This is a genomic window from Desulfoconvexum algidum, from assembly GCF_055382125.1.
The window spans coordinates 3,776,046-3,798,491 of sequence record NZ_AP042394.1 but is presented as its reverse complement, the minus strand read 5'-3'; the positions used below and the strand labels follow the sequence as shown (position 1 = coordinate 3,798,491).

General features: G+C 46.0%; 12 protein-coding genes. All 12 read left to right on the top strand.

The window, feature by feature from the left end:
• Positions 1–59: 59 nt before the first annotated feature.
• The 12 genes from ACZ45G_RS17290 to ACZ45G_RS17235 all read left to right on the top strand — a co-directional run bounded on the left by ACZ45G_RS17290 (position 60) and on the right by ACZ45G_RS17235 (position 22,311).
• A complete protein-coding gene (locus ACZ45G_RS17290) occupies positions 60–431 on the top strand; it encodes a hypothetical protein (RefSeq protein WP_464171730.1) in 372 nt (123 codons plus the stop codon).
• A gap of 83 nt (positions 432–514) precedes the next feature.
• A complete protein-coding gene (locus tag ACZ45G_RS17285) occupies positions 515–790 on the top strand; it encodes a hypothetical protein (protein ID WP_464171729.1) in 276 nt (91 codons plus the stop codon).
• Positions 790–1,017 (top strand): hypothetical protein, encoded by a 228-nt coding sequence (locus ACZ45G_RS17280; RefSeq protein WP_464171728.1) that lies wholly within the window; start codon positions 790–792, stop codon positions 1,015–1,017. Before ACZ45G_RS17285 ends, ACZ45G_RS17280 begins: the two co-directional genes overlap by 1 nt.
• Entirely contained in the window at positions 1,011–1,313 is a 303-nt protein-coding gene (locus ACZ45G_RS17275; RefSeq protein WP_464171727.1) for a hypothetical protein, read from the top strand. Before ACZ45G_RS17280 ends, ACZ45G_RS17275 begins: the two co-directional genes overlap by 7 nt.
• The gene (locus ACZ45G_RS17270; protein ID WP_464171726.1) at positions 1,271–1,600 is read left to right on the top strand and encodes a hypothetical protein; all 330 of its coding nucleotides are present in this window, start codon (positions 1,271–1,273) and stop codon (positions 1,598–1,600) included. The genes ACZ45G_RS17275 and ACZ45G_RS17270 overlap by 43 nt, the downstream gene beginning before the upstream one ends.
• A gap of 633 nt (positions 1,601–2,233) precedes the next feature.
• A complete protein-coding gene (locus ACZ45G_RS17265; protein ID WP_464171725.1) occupies positions 2,234–3,613 on the top strand; it encodes a right-handed parallel beta-helix repeat-containing protein in 1,380 nt (459 codons plus the stop codon).
• Positions 3,614–4,120: 507 nt separating this feature from the next.
• On the top strand, positions 4,121–6,601 hold the full coding sequence (locus tag ACZ45G_RS17260; protein ID WP_464171724.1) for a choice-of-anchor J domain-containing protein: 2,481 nt from the start codon (positions 4,121–4,123) through the stop codon (positions 6,599–6,601).
• 105 nt (positions 6,602–6,706) lie between these two features.
• Positions 6,707–10,039, top strand: a complete 3,333-nt coding sequence (locus ACZ45G_RS17255) for a cadherin-like beta sandwich domain-containing protein (protein WP_464171723.1) — start codon at positions 6,707–6,709, stop codon at positions 10,037–10,039.
• A gap of 543 nt (positions 10,040–10,582) precedes the next feature.
• Positions 10,583–14,491, top strand: coding sequence for a hypothetical protein (locus ACZ45G_RS17250; protein ID WP_464171722.1), 3,909 nt, complete (start codon positions 10,583–10,585; stop codon positions 14,489–14,491).
• A 410-nt stretch (positions 14,492–14,901) separates the two neighbouring features.
• A complete protein-coding gene (locus tag ACZ45G_RS17245) occupies positions 14,902–18,570 on the top strand; it encodes a DUF7901 domain-containing protein (RefSeq protein ID WP_464171721.1) in 3,669 nt (1,222 codons plus the stop codon).
• A gap of 348 nt (positions 18,571–18,918) precedes the next feature.
• Positions 18,919–19,305, top strand: coding sequence for a hypothetical protein (locus ACZ45G_RS17240; protein ID WP_464171720.1), 387 nt, complete (start codon positions 18,919–18,921; stop codon positions 19,303–19,305).
• 228 nt (positions 19,306–19,533) lie between these two features.
• Positions 19,534–22,311, top strand: coding sequence for an NHL repeat-containing protein (locus ACZ45G_RS17235; protein ID WP_464171719.1), 2,778 nt, complete (start codon positions 19,534–19,536; stop codon positions 22,309–22,311).
• Positions 22,312–22,446: the final 135 nt, after the last annotated feature.

Here is a 22,446-nt window from a genome sequence, read left to right as displayed (position 1 = left end):
GATTGCTATTAAGGTGATCTGGCAGGTACAATTGTCCATATCAGCAGGAGACAACAATCTTGTTAAGATTGAAATCAACAGCATTAAAAATCCAACTCCTGGCTACCGGTATCGTTTTGGCTGTTGCCCTGTTATGGGTGGTCAATATGGAAGCACCGGAATTTTCTTCGATTGCACTGTTAGAAGGTGTGACCCTTGACTGGTATGAGGAAATAATTCCCGGCAGAACACAACCTTCAGGGGTATCAGAAGATTCTGAAAATTCGGTGAATTTAAAACGTCTGTCTGGTCTGCTGAACAAACTGGAAAAAGATTTGCCGGGAAATATAAAAGGGGGTGAACTGACCCGTGTGACAATGAATTATTTTCGCAACGACAGTTTCATTTTATCGGTTCATGCAGATTCCGCCGTTCCCGGCCATCAGGATTAGAGCATCGTTTTTAAAGGAAACGTAAAACTTCTGGCCGGTTTTTCGATCAGCCCTTTAATCTGCGTAATAACCTGCCGACCTTCATGGATGATAATGAGCCAGTTTGCGGTACGTTCGATCCTACTTTGGGCGGAATTCTGCCTGAATTTGATAATGATTTCTGGGCAAACGAGCTGGGGCTGCTCGTGCCTGTGACTGGAGAGGTGCTTTGTAAAGACGGCCTGGCCTGCGGAGAAATTTTTATTGGTGCTTTTAACTGGGACTGGTATGCAGACTCCCTGGGTCGCAAATCAGCTGGGTTTCTGCTTCATCACCGGGTGCTTATGAAATTGGTGTCAAAGCCGACAGCGAAGATGTGATGATCGCAGCCTACTGGGATAAAGATTCAGACGGGATGTTAAGTCCGGGGGATTTTTTTGGTATTTATCCCGCTGATCCGTTTGATGTGTTGTCTCTGAATTGTTTCGGTCCTGAAAATATTAATTTGCTTATTTCAAATGAGATTATCGGAATAAAGGGCCGGATTACCTGTGATAGCCAGCCTGTTCCGAATGTCAGGGTTGCCCTTCATGACGGGGCGTGTTAGTACGGGGGGCCTCTGTCTATTCAGATGCAGATGGATATTATGTGTTGACCAGTTCCTCGACATCACCTGTCCGTCTTCAGGTCTATTCCGGCTATTACGTTAGCGGATGGTGGAACGGATCGGAAATCACCCAGGACTGCAGTCAGGCATCCGATTCCATTCCCTCTACAGGGCAGACAATTATTAACATGAGTATCGAGAAGGCAGACTCCATTTCCGGTAGTGTGAAAGATGCCACTGGTGTCCCTCATCTGTGGAAATCGTTGCATACGATTATGACTCCGGCAGATGGATAAACCAGAAGAATACTGACCAGAGTGGTACTTATACGGTTTATTTAAATCGGCCCTACTCAGGGACATGTGGTGCGCGGGTGTATGTTTACAATGGCAATTATATAAATGAATATTATAATAATAAACGCGCTCAAGCGGAAGCAGATCCCATTCTTGCGGATCCGTTTCCCGGTGTTCACCATGTTACGGGAATTGATTTTCAGCTTGATGAAGGCGGGCAGATCAGTGGCGTGGTAGACGACAGTGACGGCAATCCCATTCCCTGGATATCTTCAAGAATATTATGACAATGTCCAGAATCCTGAATCTGCAGCAATGGTATCTATGGTCGGGGATCAGACGACTTCCGGTATAGATTTTTCCCTTGAAACCATTCCAATGAACCGAATTTAATAATTAACAGGGTAATTATTTTCCAAAAAAGGGCAATTTTTGTTATATTGTGACATTTGTTTCCTGGCGAAAAAAACACACAATTATCCTGTAAATTCCTGCGGTTGAGCGTTTTAAACATTTGTTATGCCGGTATAAATCTTGCATTCTTTTTTATATAATATCTGACTCTAATTTTTCGTTTTGATCTTCTTTTTTATGAATGTCGTCTTCAATGGATACCCAAGTCGTATTTCCGTATTTTATGTTAACGACAGTGCGGAGTGATGAGGTTCAGGCTCCAAAGAGTACTCAAGCATAGCCTTCTCAGTTATTTTGTTTAGGGGATATCCTATCGCTGATTCGCAAAAATAATACGGAATATTTTAAAAATGTGACGGCTGAATTTAAGTTCAGCGCACCGATTTTGTGATGTGTGGCTGATGATGAAAAATTGCTGATACGCCTGCTGTTGGAAAGCACCACGGTAGGACCTGTGAGGTACGACATTTTCTCATAAATAATATGTTTTAATAGGAGGGAATCGAATGGTTATTGGACAAAAAAAAATCAAACGGTTTATTTTATTCGTATTTATCATATCTATCGTATTCCTTTTACCCCCATTGGCATCGGCAAAAATATGGTATGTGGATGACAATGCCTCGCCCGGAGGGAACGGTACGGACTGGTCCGAAGCATTTCAAGATATTCAGACCGCTATCGACCGTGCAAATCCTAACTGGATGCACTGCTATGCTCCTTTTGACAGTATTTATGTCAGAGCCGGGACATATAGCCTGACCGCTACAATAAATATAAACAGAGTTGTCAATCTTTACGGCGGATTCCCGTCATCCGGGAATCCAACCATGGTTGACAGGGACTGGCAGGCCAATGAGACAATTGTGGACGGCAATAACCTGCGACGCTGCATGACTTCAAGAAGTTTTTTCAAGCTGGACGGGTTTACCATCAGAAACGGAAAAACCCTTTGGGCGGGTGCAGGACTGTATGTGAGAAAAGATCCTGTTGACTGTAATTTCATGGGGTACTTGTCCCCGATTATCAAAAACTGTACGTTTATCAACAATACGGCAAGGGATGGTGGCGCCGTCATGGATGACCGATCGGATCTTGAGATCGTCAATTGCCAGTTCATCAACAACAGAGCGACCCAGGATGGCGGTGCCATTGATATTCTCTATTCATCTCCCGTGATTGAAAAATGCGTTTTTACCGGGAATACTGCTGCTGGGGATGACGCTGGTACAGGCCATGGCGGTGCCATCCATGGGTTTTGGGCCAATCAGATCACAGAATCCATTGCCTATATTAAAAATTCCATTTTTCATGATAACAGCGGCAGCTATGGGGGAGCCTATTATAGTTATCATATGCATCCTCGATTCTGGAACTGCACCTTTTTTGATAATTCAGCCGAATACAGCGGAGGCGGATTCTATGCCATACCTTCTGACAAGAATCCGGCAGATTTTTCAAACAGCATCCTCTGGGGTAATTTTCCGAATCAATTGGATTACACCATTTCCGATGCAACATTTCTGGGGGTAGACTATTGCAATATCCAGGGCGGCTGGCCGGACGGGAGCCACAATATAGGCCAAAATCCCCAATTCGCAAGCGCTACTGATCTTCACCTGACCCAAGACTCCCCCTGCATTGATTCCGGGAGAAGTTTTACAAATCTCAACGATGACCTGGAGGGGACAGCAAGACCCCAGGACGGGGATGGAGACGGGGTTGCAAAATATGATATGGGGGCTTATGAATATATTTACGAAGGATTTATCCCGGATTCCGATAAGGACGGGGATGCGGATGGATTTGATCTGGCTTCACTGGCCAATGATTTTGATCCGTCCAATCTAAAACCCTTTGCCTCGGTATTCGGAAATATCAACTGATTTATCAGGTACTGATTCCAGTATACACCAGTTATCTTCCTGCAAGCTGGCTATTTGAAGGATGAAGACGTATGTAGAGCGGATTTGTCCATCTTTGCGATAACTATGAACAATTGGACTCTCATACTTTATAGACGGATATGGTGGGCTGTCAGGATATAATTCAGAAGATCTTGATAGCTTCAGATTAGAGTTCGGTATATCTGACTGAGGTAAATCAAGCAAGTATGGGGGAGGCTTTCAAAAAAGGCCCTTTTACACATTATTAAATTTTTAAGCTGCGATGCTGATATGTCAGATTTCCAAATTTTGTCAAGATGTTTGGAATTTATGTAAATGGTTATTCAACATAAAGGAACTGGATTAAGTTAACTGGTAAATTTTATCCACAATATTTAATCGTGTTGACGGGATATCTGAAAATAAAGTTCGAAACAGGTGCCTTACAAATTTTTAATTAAATATTTAACGGAGAAGGAAAGCCGGACCTAATCAAAAGGAGAAAAAATGAAAAAGAAAACAATTTTGTCATGTATTTTGATGCTCATTATAGTTGTATCCTTGAAAATAAATCTTGTTTACGCATTTGATGTTCCCATTTATGAAGAAGGGTTTGAAGGTTCTTCCGGGTGGTCCGCTGAAAATGGTGTCTGGGAAGTGGGAGTCCCTTCCAGTGGCCCGGAGGAAAGCCATGACGGGCTGCAATGTGCCGGAACAGTTTTAGGGGGTAATTATTACAACCATACAGATAGTCGTCTTATTGTGCCCTATCAATTCCCCTGGGAACAGGGGATCGAACTGCCCAATGTAGCCGGGAACGAAGAGATACATCTCCGTTTCTGGCAATGGTTTAATTACTATCCTTACAATTGGTCCAGCAGCCAGGACTGGGGTCAGGTAGAGATTTCAACCTATGATGAAACGTCGGGGTGGTCCGACTGGCAATCCCTGGGGACCCATATACAGGATTACGGTGGGTACTGGTCCCAGAAATCAGTGGAATTAACGGCCTATGCGGGACAGAAGGTGAGAATCGCCTTCAACCATATATCAGATGAACAAGACGTCTATTCAGGCTGGTATATTGATGACATTCAAGTTGTAAAAAAGGTACCTGAACTGGGCGGTACATTTGAAGACGGCTGGGGTGACTGGTATGCGGACAATGGTATTTGGCAGATAGATGAAAAGGAAGACCACAACGGTGTCATGACCCAGTGTGCTGGCACCGCATTTCAAGGAAATTATCAAAACTTTACAGACAGCCGGTTGATCAGCCCAACATTCACGGTTCCCTCCGACTTAGTAGGGAACGAAGAGATACATCTCCGTTTCTGGCAATGGTTTAATTACTATCCTTACAATTGGTCCAGCAGCCAGGACTGGGGTCAGGTAGAAATTTCAACCTATGATGAAACATCGGGGTGGTCCGACTGGCAATCCCTGGGGACCCATATACAGGATTACGGTGGGTACTGGTCCCAGAAATCAGTGGAATTAACGGCCTATGCGGGACAGAAGGTGAGAATCGCCTTCAACCATATATCAGATGAACAAGACGTCTATTCAGGCTGGTATATTGATGACATTCAAGTTGTAAAAAAGGCACCTGAGTTGGGCGGCACATTTGAAGACGGCTGGGGTGACTGGTATGCGGACAATGGTATTTGGCAGATAGATGAAAAGGAAGACCACAACGGTGGCATGACCCAGTGTGCCGGCACTGCATTTCAAGGAAATTATCAAAACTTTACAGACAGCCGGTTGATCAGCCCAACATTCATGGTTCCGTTTGACCTCGTCGGGAACGAAGAGATACATCTTCGCTTCTGGCAATGGTTTAATTATTATCCTTACAATTGGTCCAGCAGCCAGGACTGGGGTCAGGTAGAGATTTCAACCTATGATGAAGCATCCGGTTGGTCCGACTGGGAATCCCTGGGGATCCATACACAGGATTACGGTGGATACTGGTCCCAGAAATCAGTGGAATTAACGGCCTATGCGGGACAGAAGGTGAGAATCGCCTTTAACCATATATCAGATGAACAAGACATATCATCCGGCTGGTATATTGATGATATTCAAATCAATAAGAGGATGCCTGTATTCACTGGTGATTTTGAGATGGGCTGGATGGACTGGTCAGCCGACAATGGCATATGGCAGATTGGTACGCCTACCAATGGTCCGGACGGGTGTTACGATGGTGATCAATGTCCCGGAACGGTTATGAGTGGGAATTATCCTGAATTTACAGACAGCCGGTTGATCAGTGCTCCTGTTGATCTTACTAGCGGCTCTCTTTCGATGGTGTACCTGAAATTCTGGGAATGGTTTTCCTATTCCGATGATTATGGAGAGGTCCAGGTCTCTGCCTGGGATCCTGTCGAAGAGCTGTGGTCTGAATGGATACCATTAATCCGAAGCACAGCAACTTCACATGTCTGGACGTTGAAGTATGTCGATTTGTTTGCCTATTCAGGGAAAATATTCCGGATCGGCTTTTTGCATACCTCCGGCAGTTCTAAGGTCAGCCACGGCTGGTTCATCGATAACCTTGAACTTGTGGGACCGGATGAGATAATGCCGACCATTGACAGGATCTCCTTTACGCCCTATATCCCGGAGCCCTGTACATCACTCATTGATGTTCTTGCCAGTGATCCTGTCGGCGGTGAATTGACCTACTCCTGGCAGCTCCCCGATGGCGGCACATTGGAGGGGGTCGGGGCAAACATGGAATTTATTGCGCCGGAGATAAGGGTTGAGCCCTACAGGGTGCTTGTTGCAGCTTCATCCAATATCACGCAGATCAGTTCCTTCACCAGGACCCTTAAAATTTATACCCAGGTACTCTATGATCTCAACGATGATGGTGACATAGACGGTCAGGATCTTAGCCAGTTTATTGCCCGGGAAGAGGCAGCCGGGGATACGCTTACCCGGCTTGCCGAGGAATTTGGTATGATTGCCTGCCGGCGATAGTATTTTTTGATGTCTTTATTCAAATGAATCCAGAGGGGATTTTCAGAGATATTTTCTGAAAATCCTCCTGTCCGCTATTATAACTCCTTAAAAGGAATTATGATTATGAAAACAACAAGCAGATTTACAGCCTTGGTTTTTGTGTGCATTTTTTTTCTTTTTACCCGGATCATATCGGCCCAGACGCTTTGGGAGGGGGATGTATATAGCGGACCCGTAGCTCATTCCTCAGCCAGTCCCGCCCCGACCATTAACGTTACTGCAGGTGATGTTTTGACCGTTTCAGCAGGACTCGAAGACCTGTGGCGGTTGTTTACAGATGAAAAGATTCCGGCCATGTTTCATTGGTCCAATGCAGACGGTCTGCCGGGCTGGGAAGTTGAGGGTCTGTTGATCGGGTCCCTTGTGGGCCGGATCGGAGAGCGCGGCGACTGGTTCTTTGTCGGCACAAATTTTACCGGAGAAATGCCTGAAACCGGGATGCTTTATCTGGCCTGCTGGGATGATCCCGAAATGTACCCTGACAATGAAGAATTTATCCACGTTACCATCGGCAGTGAGAAGGAATTTAATCCGGCAGACCTGGACCAGGACAATGATGTTGACGGCGTTGATGTTGAAGCCTATTCAGTCGATATGGCAGGGCTTTTACTCAGTGATTTTGCCGATGATTTTGGTTACATGCTGATAACGGACAATGCCGATCTTGATAATCTGTCTGTCTCTTCAGGACTTTTAAATCCCTCTTTTTCTTCTTATCGAACAGATTATATTGTCAGTGTTGATAATAGTGTGGATACTTTTTTTGTGACCCCGACTCTTTCGGACCCCCTTGCCAGTATTAAAATAAACGACTTTGACGTGGATTCAGGTATGCCCCATGAGGTAACCCTTGACAGGGGCAGTAATTATATCAGAATCGAAGTGACCTCCCGGGAAGGCAGCTCCGTCAAAGTTTACTCAATGATTGTGGTCCGGCCGGGGAATGCCTTGCTTTCCTCTTTATCTGTTGTTTCGTACAGCCTGAATCCTTTATTCTCTTCTGGAACTCAGGTGTATAATATCGATGTGGATCAGGGCGTGACCGGCATTGACCTGATTCCTGAAACCGATGATCCTGGTTCACAGATATGGGTGAATGACGTACAGGTCCCTTCAGGAAATCCGGTTTCAATTGTTCTGTCAGAGGGCATAAATGAGATAACAATAGATGTCCTGGCACAAGACGGCTCAACAAAAAGCTATTATGTTTATGTTAAAAAAAGAGTCTCAACTGCCCAGACAGTTTTTGTTGTCGACCAGGCAGATGCAAGTGATGAGTTTGAAACATTGGGAGGCGCAATTAATTACCTGAACAACAGCCTTTTTCCTGGACAAGTCGGGCAGATCAGCATCCAGACAACCTCCCCCATGCAGGTTGATGAATTGACCATTACAGGTGACATGATTATTATTGTTGAACCCGGTGCTTCAAATGTTATTTCAGGACCGTTCGGAATGCCGCTGGTAATCAATGCTTTTGGCGGCTGGGACATATCCGGGCTGAATTTTATGAACTCCCCGGGCTATACGATCAATGCGGCTCGGGGTCTGTCCATGGTGGGCACCTCTTTTTCCGCAGATACCATTATTAATATCAGTGGAACTTCAGGCCTTACTGCAAAAGGAAGTGCAAATTTTTCAAAGGGGATGGAATTGGTCAGGGATATTTTTTCCGGTTATTTGAATATTAATCTTACCGGAGATGCAGATGCGGATTTCAGGACCGTGGGAACAAACGCGGCCGGGATTGTTTTTAATGCCTCGGGTGCCTTTACCGGTGATGCCGGGCTTATTTTCAAGTCTAACCCGATTTCCAATCTGAATATAACGGCAGCATTTAAAGGCAACAGCAAGGCCCAGATCATCGGACACGGATCCTTAAGTCTGTCCAGATTTGGATTGGATATGGAAGAAAATGCTGCTTTCTATCTGGAACAGCACACCAGCGCAGCCCTTGAAGCCAAGTTCCACGGACTAAAAGGGAAATTGGAATTTAAAAATGTGATCACTGCCAATGCCGATCTGAAGGTGGATCTTCAGAATTCTGAATACACGGGTAATGGGAACAGCCTGATAGATTTTAATCTGGACATGAGCTATACCCATGATCTGGTTTATTTTGGTTTTACAGAAAAGGGCGGTTATGCCTACAAGACATTTACATTTAATGGTGAAGATGCGCCTTCAAATGGTGAAATCGTGATCGGGTTTGATGATTTTGATATTCAGGGCAATATAAATCTGCTTGTGGGCGGAAAGGCAAAGGTAACCCTGGAAAACGGTACAACCCTTCAACTGGATGCCTATCTCAAGTTCCCGGGCAATGTGGCAGAACTTTCGTTACATGATATCCAGGGCAAGGCCAGTTTTCTGGTCACCATCCCGGAATCTGATCTTCAGTTCTATCTGTCGGCAGAGCGTTCTACGCTGGATAAGGGGATGATTATTAATACCGAATCTGACAGGATACAGGGTACTGTGGATACGGTTACAACTGTGAGTGCAGGAATTAAAATTGGCCATGATTTGGGTTCTATGCCAGGCCCTAAATCCAATTTGTCTGTGCCATCATATGGTGAAAGCCCTTTGGAAGAAAGTCAGCTGGTTTTTAAAAACCTGATTATCAGGGATGAAAACGGGCAACCGGGGCTGTACATTGAAGGCGTCAGCGTTCCGGTCATTATTCAGGACAGCACCATTGACGGTAATCTGTGGTCCATCGTGTGTGCGGATATTGATGCAGATGTGACCATTGAAAATAATACTGATCTCAAAGGAGGGATCATGCTGGATGGTGACCCGGACGAAACCGGTGTCATGATCTCTGGGCAGTATATAGTCAGAAACAACACCATTACCCAGAACAATTCCGGTGGAAGCTGTCTGAGTTCCCATGCCATCCGGGATATTGTAGTGGATAACAACACCATGACGGCTTCGGTAGCCGGGGCCCACGGTATCCTTTTAAGCGGCGGCAAGATGCAGGTGAATGGCGGCAGCATCAATACAATGGGGCCGTATATCTCCACCGCCATCGGCATCGGGCCCTCAGCTGGCAATGCAAACGGCATCCTGTATGCCAATAATGTAAGTCCCATATCCGGGGGTATCGTTCCCAGTGAACAGGGATATGTAAAATTAAGCAATAACACCTTTTCCAACGCCATTGTGTTTGACTATAAAATCGGCGATGTGGGTCGGTTTCTCAATGACCCGGTTGCAAACAACAGCGGACTTGACCCGGATGAACATGTCGTGGGATCCCTCATCGACTGGAATGATGACGAACACAATTGTCCGGATTACCCCACCAAATGTGATGAATGGAATGAGGATCTCCAGGAATGTGGCTGCCGTGAGGACGGGATTGATCCCCCATCAGAACCGGGCATTTAGTGTCTTTTTTATTAAATTCAGAGGGTACATTGGGGTTGTTTCATAAACGTTAACCGACGCCATTATTTTTTGGTAAAAATCAAATAGGAGGATAAAGAAATGAAGAATAAATTAGCGGGTCTTTCAGGATGTTTGATATTGTTTGGCATGGTGGGAATTCTTGGAAATTTTATCCATTGACGGATCAACGCTAAAGAAATGAATTTAAATCAATAAAAGGCCCAAAAAAAATGAAAAGATAATAAACAAGGTGAAATTGAAAATCAAATTGTTTGAGGGAATTTTATTTTTCCTGCTTTTTGGGCGAGTAATTAATTATTTAAAGTTGTTTCAGTATTTTTAACCCCAGAACCTTAAATTTCTGTGTCTCTGCTGAAAATTGAATTTACAGAAAACTTCTTACTCTTATCTTCAATAAAAGAAAGTTGATCCAATATCACGTAAGTTCAGAGTCATATTTTCATGAATTGCAGGCGGATAAAACAAATGGCCTGAGTACAAACATATAACAATTAATGAAAAACAGAGGTGAGGAAAATGAGAATGAAATATATTAAAGTGAATCTTATCTATACATTCAGTATATATATCTTTTTGCTATGTTCAACTGCTGCAGCGTTGCCGCGGTTTAATGTTAATGAAATTCCAACCCAAACTGTCTGGCACGATGTTTTGTGCGAATTCCTGGTGCACTGGGAAGATAATGCCGGTGCATCTTTTGACGTTGTAGCAGATCCTGAACCTGTCGGCCATTACGAATTGGTTTATGATTCTGCTACTGATGTGCGGTTCAAATACACTCCAGATGAAGATGATAAACACCCTTTTACAGTTTCAATAAGTGCTGATTCGGGTGATGACTGGCTTTCCCATTCTTTTGAAATAATTCCCATGGCAAATCTAATACCTGAACAGGACGTATTCAGTACGGAAAGTCATACACAACCCGGAACCGGGGATAGTTCAGATATTGATATTTTCGACAATCCCAGCCTCTTGCTTGAAAATTTTAATTATAATACCACTACAACACATTCTCTCCGTATTATCGGTGAAGAAATTATTTTTGAAGAAGGTCATGAAAACGGCCTATACGAGTCATATAATGATCGTCGGGATATCAAGGAGATGGAAATCATCGCCGAAAGACTGATCATTCGCAGTCCACTTCGTTTAAAACAGACAAACGTCATCATCTCGGCTAGAGAATTGCGCTTTGAGGGAGCCGACGCTAAAATTATAACAACTCCGGAGGAAAAAACCACTAAACCGCCTTTTAACAGTGATGCTACACCCGGAGCCCACGGTATGAAAGCGGGAAATATTGAATTGAATATTGGTTCGTTTTATTCTGATTCACCGACAACAAAATTTGACCTGACGGGAGGAAAGGGGCAGCCCGGGGAAGATGGTAAAGATGGGGTTGAAGGCGTTAGTGTGGATGTCTATTGGACTGGATTTAAATGGAGCGATTGGCCATTTAGTTTTTCATATAATGCGCCTGAAGGTGTCATGATAATATATTATATTGGATATAACCAATGTGCTGTCGGCATCCCAATAAAGGCTTTTGAACATGGAACAGCGTCTGGTAAACCAACCAGTGGAGGGGATGCCACCTCACCAGGTCAGCCTGGTGATGGCGGAGACGGTGGTGTTTTGTCGTCAAACTATGATGTGGCACCCTTTGCTTCTTATAACGGAGGCTTGGCAGGGACGCCGGCAAAGCCTCCTTATGGTAGAAGTTATTATCGAGGAGGATACAGGGGATATCCATATAAATGGGAAAAGAAACGGGCATATTATTGTGTTACTGCTAGATTTCAAACTTTGAGTAGCGGGGAAACTGAAAATGGTGATCCCGCTGATCTTAAAACAGGTACGTCCGGCGGCTATGCATATCCAGCCATCGAAGAAAAACCTTATGCCTGGCTGAATCCACTGTTGGTCGGCAGAATTTTTAATGATGCTAAAAATGCGTATATCAGCAACTGGATACAGGATGCAGAAGAAAGACTCGAAGAGTATGTGAGTCTTATTGATGCCTATAAAAATGATAGTAGTTGGGATGACCTGTCTGAAGGCGAGCAGTACGAACTATTACAGATGTCTGATGAAATGAAGATTTTTCTTCACCGCATAGAAAATGGGCTGGATTATTTTGGAAACCCGGCGGGATGGGTTCCGATGCTCAGCTTTGAAGTAAACACCACTGTTTTTGACCAGGAAATTGATCGAGCCATCAACATGCTCTATCTGGCTTACTGGGTCAAAAATAAAGCAGCAACGGAACAGCAGCGAGTGGATGCCCTGAAGGCATCACGTGATCAATTGAGGCTGGAAATTGAACAGGCCAAACTTGACTACGATGCTGCGGCAAGCAAAGTTCCCATCATGAAAAACAAAGCACAAAGCCTTCAGACAAGGACCCAAGAGTTGATATGGGAACTGGAGGCAAAAGAAACCGAGCTGGTGATGCAGGCGACAAATAATTTGAGACCGCCTTGGTGGGAGGTCAGCATTAGAATGGGGTTGAAAACTGCCGGCACCATATGCACGATGATTCCTGTTTATCAACCGGTCCTTGGCGCAGTCGGAGGGGGGATGACCCTTGCGAGTAATTTTGATCCGGATAAACCCTGGGATACGATTATTGGAGGTGCAGATCTTACAACCAATTGTTTTAGCGAACAATTTAATAAAGCCAGCGACGACCAGAAGAATGCACTTAAAGGTATTGATCCAGACAGTGTTGAATCAAAAAAGATCGAATATCTTGGAGACATGCGTGATGCCAGTAAAGGTTTGTCGGCTGGTTTGACGGATATGAAGACCTATTTGGGTTCTTTAGAAGCGTCAGAAAGTGAAATTAATGCTGAATTGGAGAAACTAAAGGAAGAATCAGATGAATATAAAGAACTGGTCCAAAAAATTGAGGATTTACTCATAGCTAAAAAGAAATTTATTCAGGAACTCGCTTCAGTCATGCAGTCTGTGTCTGCCCTTTCTAACACCATTGTACAGAATATTCTGGCGATTGATGCCATGAACAGGCAGATATCAGCGGGGATTGCAGTGCTTGATCCCAAAGCAACCATGTATCTGGATAATATGGAGCGGCGCGCCTATGATCGACTCTTGAAATATCATTATTATATGGCCAAAGCATATGAGTACCGATTGCTCCAACCATATACCGCCACGCTTGATTTTGAGGCATTGATTAATAAATTTGTTGAAATTGCTGATTTGAATACGGATCATACAATCACTCCGGCTCAGTTTAATACTTTAAAAAGTTTATATAAAGATCAGCTGGCTGAGGTGGCCGAGACTATCCTGGCTGATTACAATGCAAATAGGCCTGAACTATCGGTCCCGGTCCGTTTTAATTTGACATCAGATGAACTGACAAAGATTAATAATGGTGAATCTGTTATGCTGAATCTTATTAATCTGGGCATTTTCCCTCTGTCCGAGGAAAATATTAGAATCGTTGAATTCAAGGTATACTCGATGAGTACAGTTCCCGGTGATGGAAATTATGGATCTATTGCGTTCGTTGATTTTGATATTGAGCATTCAGGAATTTCAAATATTAAGTCAGACGGTGAAGTTTTGCAGTTTAAACACTATAATCAAAATACTACCAATCCGATTGTCTGGGGTGCACGATACGATCCGATAGACGATCTGATCGATCCGAAGGAGCCAAGTGAGGCCAGCGATTCGCTGTTGCGGAGTCTTTTAGGTGGGAGTGCACCGCAAGATATCATGTTGTATTCGCGTCCTTCAGCATGGGCGAATCTCGAGATTTCAAAAACTGCAACAAACAGCAGTGGGGCCGATATCGATATCATCAGTCTGCGTCTGGAACTGAAGTATGATTTTACGCCAAAAAATGAACTTCTCGGTTTGATGGATTTGGAAGTGTTGGTGGCAGCGGAGCAGCTGGATCAACAAAATAATGTGATTCTTTCAGATGCTGATTTTACACCATACTTTATGGTTGATATGCCCGATGTGAATTACAGGCAGGATGCCAGGGGTAGATTCATCAGAATTTTTAACATTGATTCGCTCATGGGTGTTGATATTAAGGCCCAGCATAAATATGGCAACTGGGTGTTCAGCAAATGGACTGATCGATATGGAATTGATTTGCCGGGTGGCCCGCTTATGGATAAGACTATAAGTATTTCACTGGGAGTAGATCAAGCAGTTCGAGCACAGTATATTTCCTACACCTTGCTTTTTGATGATGATAAGGATGGTGACATAGATGGAACAGATCTTGTTGAATTTGCAGGTGTTCAGGAAAATGGAATAAGCCTGTCCGATTTTGCTGCAAATTTTGGTTATATGAATGAGAACAATGCTGTTTTGAAAAATATTGCAACACCAGTTTTTCGCTCAAAAGATGCACGGAATATCGAGTGGGGGGTAAAATAAAAAAATGAGATCTTTAAAATGTAAGTATTAAGTATCGCCAAACAGTTCACTATGAAGGTGTTTTAAATCGTAGGGCGTCCCCACCCAGGGGACAGTCAAGCGGAAGAACTTTACCACTGGCAAGAATCTATTTTTGGCCGTGGTGAGTTCCTGTGATGGTTCTATCAAAGGAAAGGAGGATAACGTGTTTTGTTGGAAATCTTTGTTTTAAGTGTTTTTTTTAAAGCAGGAAAACTCCAGAAAAATGAAAATTGGAATGCATTTTCATATGAATTCGGCCATTCAGCTTGTCTAAATTAGAGGATACAATTGGGTTGTCTCACAAAAGCTAACCGACTCCATTATTTTTTGGCAAAAAGCAAGTTCCTGTCAAATCAAATAATAAATTTTAAAAAAGGAGGTAAGGCCAAATGAAATTAATCCTAAAACTTATTACAATCGTGGGTATAATCTTTATGGCCGGAATCGCATTTGCGTTGCAACCGATTGTTGTCGGGTTGAACGATGACATTCATTTTGATTACCAAGGGTACAGGGCCAATGATTTTCATATCGAGGGAATTGTTTATTCGGCAGGGGGAATTGAGCCGAATATCAATGAAATCATTATTTTCGGTGATCCGGGCACGGGAAACTGGAGCAAATCCGGCTGGACCTTGACCCCGGTCCCGGGCTCCCCTGACCAGTGGAGATTCACCATGGATTTTGTTACCGACGGATTTATAACCTTTTGCCAGTGGATCCATTTCGGCATTGAATTCAATGTGGAAGCCAAAAATATCATTGCCCGGTTGGTGGGATGGTGGACCCTGGACGGGGAACCCATGCAGGTTGGAGATTCGGCCCAGGTGGCGGTGACAGGGTTTGAGGTGACAAAAGACCCAACAGGGGCACCTCAATTCCGACTGAGGATCTCAAATGATTCTTCCCTGCCCGTTCAGGTCAGTCAGATGGAGTGGGTGATTTTTGAAGATGCGAATCTTCAAACCGTTGAACCGGATCCGGTTCCCCTTGAAGATATGTCCAAAAAGGAAGGCGGGGTGGGAAGACCGGGAGAAGATTCTCTCAAATACCCACATCTCATATGGCTTCCGGTTCAGACCATTCCTGATCGTGTGGAAATCCGGCCAGGTTCATTCTTTGATGTTTTTTTTGATGTGCAAATTCCACCGGGCAACTTCCTTATGCTCCGGGGCCGGCAGGTTCCTGCGATTTTTATGGAATCAAAAACCGTGCAGGAAGACTGGGGATGGTTCTGGGAACAGCACCAGGAACCCTTGGAGAACCCAAATACGCCCATTGTCGTAGCCATCAACGACGATGTCCATTTTGATTATGATCTTCGGGCCAATGATTTTCATGTTGAAGGTATTGTAGAATCCACAAACGGCACACGACCAACCGTAAGAAATATCATTATTTATGGAGATTCGGAAACAGGGGTCTGGCAGGAAAGCGGCCATACCCTTGAACCGATCCCGGGAACCAATGCCTGGAAATTCACCATAGATTTTAAGACCGACGGCGTCATTACCTTCTGCCAGTGGATCCATTTCGGCATCATGTTTGAAGTCATGGATAAAAATATCATTGCCGACCTCAAAGGATGGTGGACCTGGAACGGAAATCCCGTGGTGGCCGGACCAACCCGGCCGGGTCAGGTTGCCGTTACTGGATTCAATATTTTCAAGGAGGGTCGGGGTACCCGGCTGATCATGACCAATGATACTGACATGCCTATTGCCGTAAGCCAGATCCAGGCAAAGGTTTTTGAAGCACCGGTTCCCCTTGGGGAGATGTCCAAATTAGGGCTTGGCATTCCCCAGGAGAATTCTGACTGGAGAAACGTTCTGGAAGAATTTGGCGCAGGCGAAATCCTTCAGCCGGATTCATTTTTTGATGTGTTTGTGGAAGTGGAAATCCCAACAGACGGCACCATCCTGGTCCGGGGAAGACAGCTCATGGTCAGCGATGACGGAACCATAAACGATAATGGAGGCTGGGGCTGGTTCTGGGAACAGCACCAGGAGCCTGGGATTCAGGAACCACCGCCGCCCCTGGACGGGATCAAATGGAAACAGCGGCCGGATATGAAAACCGGTGTAAATATTGAATCCATCGCCTCCTTTGATGGGGGACGCCTGCCCTCGGTTGCCGATGACTGGCTTTGCCTGGGGGGCAGCCCGGTGTCGGATCTCCATTTCTGGGGATCCTATCCTGAATGGGAAAAAATCAATGAGGTACCGTCGGATGAAACACCCGGTGTACAAGCTTTTAAAATTCAGATCTATTCCGACATTCCGGCAAGCGCAGACCAGGCAAACAAAGACTTCAGCCGCCCGGGAAGGCTCCTCTACGAAACCTGGGTGAAAGACTTCTCAGAAACCTATGTGGCCTCCATTTCCCTTCCCTGGGGAACCGGCCAGGAACCGATATTCGAACACAAGTACCGGTACGACCTGGATCTGCCTAGAATTTTCTGGCAAAGGCGGGGTACGATCTACTGGCTGAATATTTCAGCCGTTCCCAACGACAGTCAGATTCCCTGGGGATGGGAAAATTCCATGGACCGGTGGAATGATGTGGCCGTTGAAAGAGACTACACAACCGATAAAAACTGGGAACGCCTTTACCATCCGTTTTTCGATCCCCCCCTCGTCCCCCTTGACATGTCCTTTGAGTTGACCACCTGCGGTGGACCGGTCAAATGGCTCCAGTTCCCGGATATGGCCCAGGGACTCAATATTGTTTCCTATCCGCTGGACGACCAGAATCCGGATGTTCCCGGAGCCCTTGTGGCCGATGATTTCCTGTGCACCAACGGGGAACCCGTGACTGAGGTTCATTTCTGGGGGTCCTACCTGACCCGGGACAACCGCCGCCACTGGTCAGAGAATACTCCCATGCCGCCGATAGGAATCGATCGACCCAAGATGCAGAGTTTTAATTTAGGGTTCTATCTGGATGTTCCAGCCGGCAATGATCCCGAAATACCCTGGAGCCACCCGGCGGCAAGAGGACAACTTTATAATGTCACCCTGACCCCTGACGAGGTCGAAACACAATACTGGGATTCCATCCCCCATACACGGTATTACCAGGGGGAAAAGGAAACCTGGTGGGAGCACAAATACTATCATGTGGCCGACCTGACCCAGGAGGGCCTTAAACCCTTTTTCCAGGATCGGGACAATATTTACTGGCTGTCCCTGTCCGCCACCCCGGACTGTACCGGGACCGAACCCTGTTATTACTGGGGATGGGAAACCTCCATGGATCACTGGAATGATGCTGCCGTCAAGGGAAACAGCAGTTTCTGGAAGAACCTGGGCGGAAAACTGGTTGATTTTAATGATTTAACCGCAGGCACTACATATGACCTGAATCCATTAACGGTAAACTCTGATCAGTTCACCAGCCGCGGCGTCCTCGTTTCTTTAGCAGATTTTCAATGGGGAAACGGTGACTGGAACGATGAAGGAACAGCAAATGTTACTTCCGGTAATGCCGGAGGAACCGGTAATGATATGAATCTCAACAACGTCAACCTCAAGTTCGATTTCCCCGCGCCTGTTCACATGCTATCCCTTTTGTACAAATATACCGGCGGGAACATGAACCTCCAGATCAACAATGATTTCAGAAATTTCAATACCCTGGCGGATATGCACGACACCTATATCGGAGGCGTTCACGTAACCGTCAATGCAACCGGGTCCCCTGGAAACAGCTCGGGTAGCATTCAGGTTGAAGGGATCATTCACGACTTCATGATCGGGGGCCAGGAATTCTGGATCGACGACATAAGGACCGGAAAAACAGACATGGCCTTCGCTCTCATGACCAAGGACGATACCGATTACTGCCGGGTTGATTTTGACCGGGACGGCGATGTGGACAAAGATGATTTTGAAACCTTTGCCACCGATTTCGGGCGAAACGACTGCGTTCTTTCTGGAGACTGTGAAGGGGACTTTCATTATGACGGCGATGTAGACGGTCTTGATCTGACGGTGATTGCAGGTGAATTGGGTCGAACGGACTGCCCCTGCTCGATATCGTCCGATGGGGTTAATTAGAAATAAGAGAAAATAGAGGGTAACAACCAGGGCTCTGTGTATAGGGCCCGGGTTTATTAATAGGCACATTGTTGAAAAGGGGGCGGGTGCTGGCTCCATTTTATAGGGCATATATAAGCGTTTCGGCAAGAAAGACTGTATGTAAATTTAACATTACTCGTTATCTGTAAAAGAGAAAATAAAAATGAAGCAGGTGAAACGAATCTCAATAAAGGGTATTGAAATCTTAAAACGGGAATACGGATATGAAAAAAATTATCATGATGGGGCTGGTGTTGCTGTTAACTCTTTTGGCAGGGAGTGGTTCTGCACAGGTTTTTGTTGTCAACTCAAATCTGGATGCAAGTGATGTCAACCCGGGAGATGAAGTGTGTGATACGGATCAAGGGACTGCAGGTTCCCAATGTACCCTCAGGGCTGATTGTTGGCGATGGTGCAGGCGGGAATCTTGTGGGGGGTATTCTTCCCGGGGCCAGCAATACCATTGCCCATAATTTCGGCTGCGGGGTTGTTGTGGATTTGGGAACTGCCAATGCGCTGCTTTCCAATCGTATCTTTTCCAATATCGGGCCTGGTATAGACCTTGGAAAAGATTTTGGTCCCACACTCAACGACCCCGGGGACACGGATGAGGGGGCCAATCATCTTCAAAATTTTCCATGTGTTTTAAGATTCCCGGAGAATTGCCGGATGCTGATTTGGACCAGGATCAGGATGTTGATGGCAGTGATATAGTGATTATGGCGTCCAATTTCAACAGGACCGACTGCAGTGTTCAATCCCCCTGTCCGGGGGATCTTGACAAAAACCTAGGCGTGGACCATGAGGATTTGAGGTTGTTCTGCCTGCAGATGGGTCTTTAAGTTCAGCCTTATTTTTGAACGATTTGTCAAAGAAACTCCTATATCAATAATTGCCCGAAGATGAATGGCAGCATTTTCAATAATAAAAAAAGGAAGTAACATGAAAAAGCGTATCATTTTTTTTAAAATCTGGTGTGCAATGAATTCAATAAATAGGATTGCTGCTGATCTGGTGCGTCACAGGAATACTGTGATACGCATCAAGCTTATTATCCTGGTTGTTCTTTGCTGCATGACGGTCTCCAGCATCAAGAGTGCAACAGCTCAGTCTAACTGTGCTGGAGGCGGATTGTGCGCCACGCTCTATGAGACTTCCGTAACTTCCCCTCGTGTTATAGAATTCGCTGACCTCGGAACAAGTGGAACAGGTGTCTTGGACATTGGTGTACCAGGGGCTCCGCTTACTATCGGAGACTATCAAGTCGCTCTCTTCGTCGCCTTTGCTGCGGGTTCGACTGGAATGATCGTCACCATAGACGGAACGGTTGCGAGGGTTGCATGGAGCCCTGGTACCGGCACGGCGGGCTTAGTCCTGCAAGTCGAAGGAGTATCGCCTTTTGCGTTGGCCGAAGCAACAGGAAGCTACCGCTTGCAGGGATTCGTAACAGGCACGAGCCAAATCCAGCACGGCGGCGCCTACGGACTCCCACAGAATTTCGATGTAGCATGGACATCCCTGAATGGTGCAATCATCGACGAAACATTCTATGGACCGACCTCTTTCGATGAAACAATGTCCGAACCGACATTTTCGATGGCCACCCCAGACGGGGTTATAGCGATCAAGACTGTGACCGGTTTTCATATCACAGCAAAGGACGATCTGATTGATCTTCCCAGTACGCTTAGCATAGGTACTCCCCCACCTCTCCCACCCCATTGCCGCCAGCCTTGCAGTCAATTTGTATCCGGCTTGGAAGACTGGGCAGTCACTGGCGATACTGCTTTTACCTGGCAGGCGGAAGGCGGGAATCCAGGCGGAAATCTCGACGTCAACGACCTTTTTACCGGAGCTCGCAATTATGCAGTTTCACCACCCAGCTTTCTCAGTGATTGGAGCAGCGCTACAATTTTCGACTCTATTTCCTATGACGTGTATCTTGAGAATACCAGCGGCGGCAGCCTTAGTCCAGGCACATATGATTTTCGGATTGCCGGACCAGGAGGCTCGGCCTGGGCCAACGATCCAATAGTCAACATCCCCGCCTATGGGACATGGACTACCTACCAGGTTTTGCTTGATCCAACAGACTGGACAATCGAGACGGGGACATGGGAAGACATTCTCGCCAATGTCAATTCACTGCGGCTCAATGCAGAATTCGTGAGCGGCAGAGAAGAGGTCCGGATCGATAATGTTGTACTCTCCGTCTATCCGCAGACCGTTGCGAATCCCTGCCCCTATGCAGACTTCGCCGAGGCCGGAACTGAGGATTGGTTTTTCCAGGGGACAACTGGTGTTGCTGTCTTCAATCCAGGTGAGGAGGGCAACAGTGGCGGGTACGCAAGGATCACCGGCCTGGCAGAAGGTGACGCCAGGGCCTATCCACCCGCCAGGTTCCTGGGCGATTGGTCGAGTCTCAATCTGAACGGCTTCGTGACGATTGACCTCAGAATTGTTGAGAGAAGCGGCGCCCCCTTTGGCCCCCAAGAGTTCATTCGAATATCAGGGCCCCTGGGCTCCGCCTACGTCTCGATTGATCCAGCTGCTCTTCCGACGAGCGGCCTTGTTTGGACAACGCATGAGTTTCCGATTGATCCCGAGGTGTGGACAGTAGATTTTGGCACTTGGGAAGCCTTGCTTGGGAATGTTACCCAGATTGTGATTAGCTCGGATTTCTTTGAGGGCACCGAAACCATCGGCCTCGACAATTTCGGCCGACGCGAGTACGGCTGTGGGCCGATCGACGACACTGTGGTCATTATTGACCCTGAAATACGTTCGGCGGGGTATCAGAGCTTTATCCGAATCAACAGTATTGCTTTGAATCCGGCTGACAATAGTCTCTATGGTCTTGTCCGGGATGATATCGCTTTGCTGGAGGGATTGTATCGGGCAACCGGCTTCCAGCGTGGTATCAGGCTGCAAGCTTACGATCGACCTGCCAGCCTTATCTTTGATGCTATGGGGAATGCATTTGTCAGCGAGGATTATTCCGGCAATCTTTACAGGCGAACACCGGGAGGCACAAATCAGGTCTGGGTGTCGGGCTTTCACTCAGGTGACGACGATCCTTTTGGCATGACTTTCGCACCGCCTGGTTTCAATGGATCAAACGTGAATGCGGGCGATATTCTAATATCCGACCGTGGGAGTGGCGGCCCTGATCAGATCTGGGCGTTTTCTCCAGGCGCTTCACAAGGGGAACGGCTTGTCATGGCTGATCCCGGTGATATCGATATTTTTGATATGACCGCTGATCCTGACGGAATTGTTTATGTGGCGGACTACTTTGACAGTGCTAACATCTATTCTCTGTCTCCTGACGGGATACTCACGGCTATTGCTCTGCAAACGCCAGTTGCAGGAATGGGCAGCATCGTTTTTGATCCAGTAGAAAACCAACTCTATGCCACATCCCATGAGGACAAGGCCATCTTTAGAATAGATCCTCTTACCGGCGATGTAACTTCGGTTGTTACAGGTTTTAACAAATTCAGATTGACCGTTCTGGAAATCGATCCTGCAAGACGGAGACTTTGGGCTGCGGATTACGGCTACAACCGTATTTATGAAATCATCTTGCCTGGATCATGCCCGATGGACAAAAACGAAGACAGCGATGTGGACGGCGAGGACCTATCGATCTATGCAAGCGGAGGCGCTTTTTCAGATCTGAAAGAGTTTGCCTTGACATTCGGTGGTATCTGCCCGTGAGCAGTAAGTGCTCAAGCATCGCGTTCCCAGCATCCGAGTATGTTTGAGGGGCATGAGAGTTTTCGACTGACCCCTCTCGAAAAAGAAACAGGTTTGCAATATTTTGAATCTTCAACATATGTTAATATGACTATG

What these genes read in the sequence shown, in the direction of transcription:
- ACZ45G_RS17250 (WP_464171722.1), top strand. Translation starts at nt 10,583, where the DNA reads ATGAAATATATTAAAGTGAATCTTATCTATACATTCAGTATATATATC.
- ACZ45G_RS17255 (WP_464171723.1), top strand. Translation starts at nt 6,707, where the DNA reads ATGAAAACAACAAGCAGATTTACAGCCTTGGTTTTTGTGTGCATTTTT.
- ACZ45G_RS17245 (WP_464171721.1), top strand. Translation starts at nt 14,902, where the DNA reads ATGAAATTAATCCTAAAACTTATTACAATCGTGGGTATAATCTTTATG.
- ACZ45G_RS17285 (WP_464171729.1), top strand. Translation starts at nt 515, where the DNA reads ATGGATGATAATGAGCCAGTTTGCGGTACGTTCGATCCTACTTTGGGC.
- ACZ45G_RS17260 (WP_464171724.1), top strand. Translation starts at nt 4,121, where the DNA reads ATGAAAAAGAAAACAATTTTGTCATGTATTTTGATGCTCATTATAGTT.
- ACZ45G_RS17265 (WP_464171725.1), top strand. Translation starts at nt 2,234, where the DNA reads ATGGTTATTGGACAAAAAAAAATCAAACGGTTTATTTTATTCGTATTT.
- ACZ45G_RS17240 (WP_464171720.1), top strand. Translation starts at nt 18,919, where the DNA reads ATGTCAACCCGGGAGATGAAGTGTGTGATACGGATCAAGGGACTGCAG.
- ACZ45G_RS17235 (WP_464171719.1), top strand. Translation starts at nt 19,534, where the DNA reads ATGAAAAAGCGTATCATTTTTTTTAAAATCTGGTGTGCAATGAATTCA.
- ACZ45G_RS17280 (WP_464171728.1), top strand. Translation starts at nt 790, where the DNA reads ATGATCGCAGCCTACTGGGATAAAGATTCAGACGGGATGTTAAGTCCG.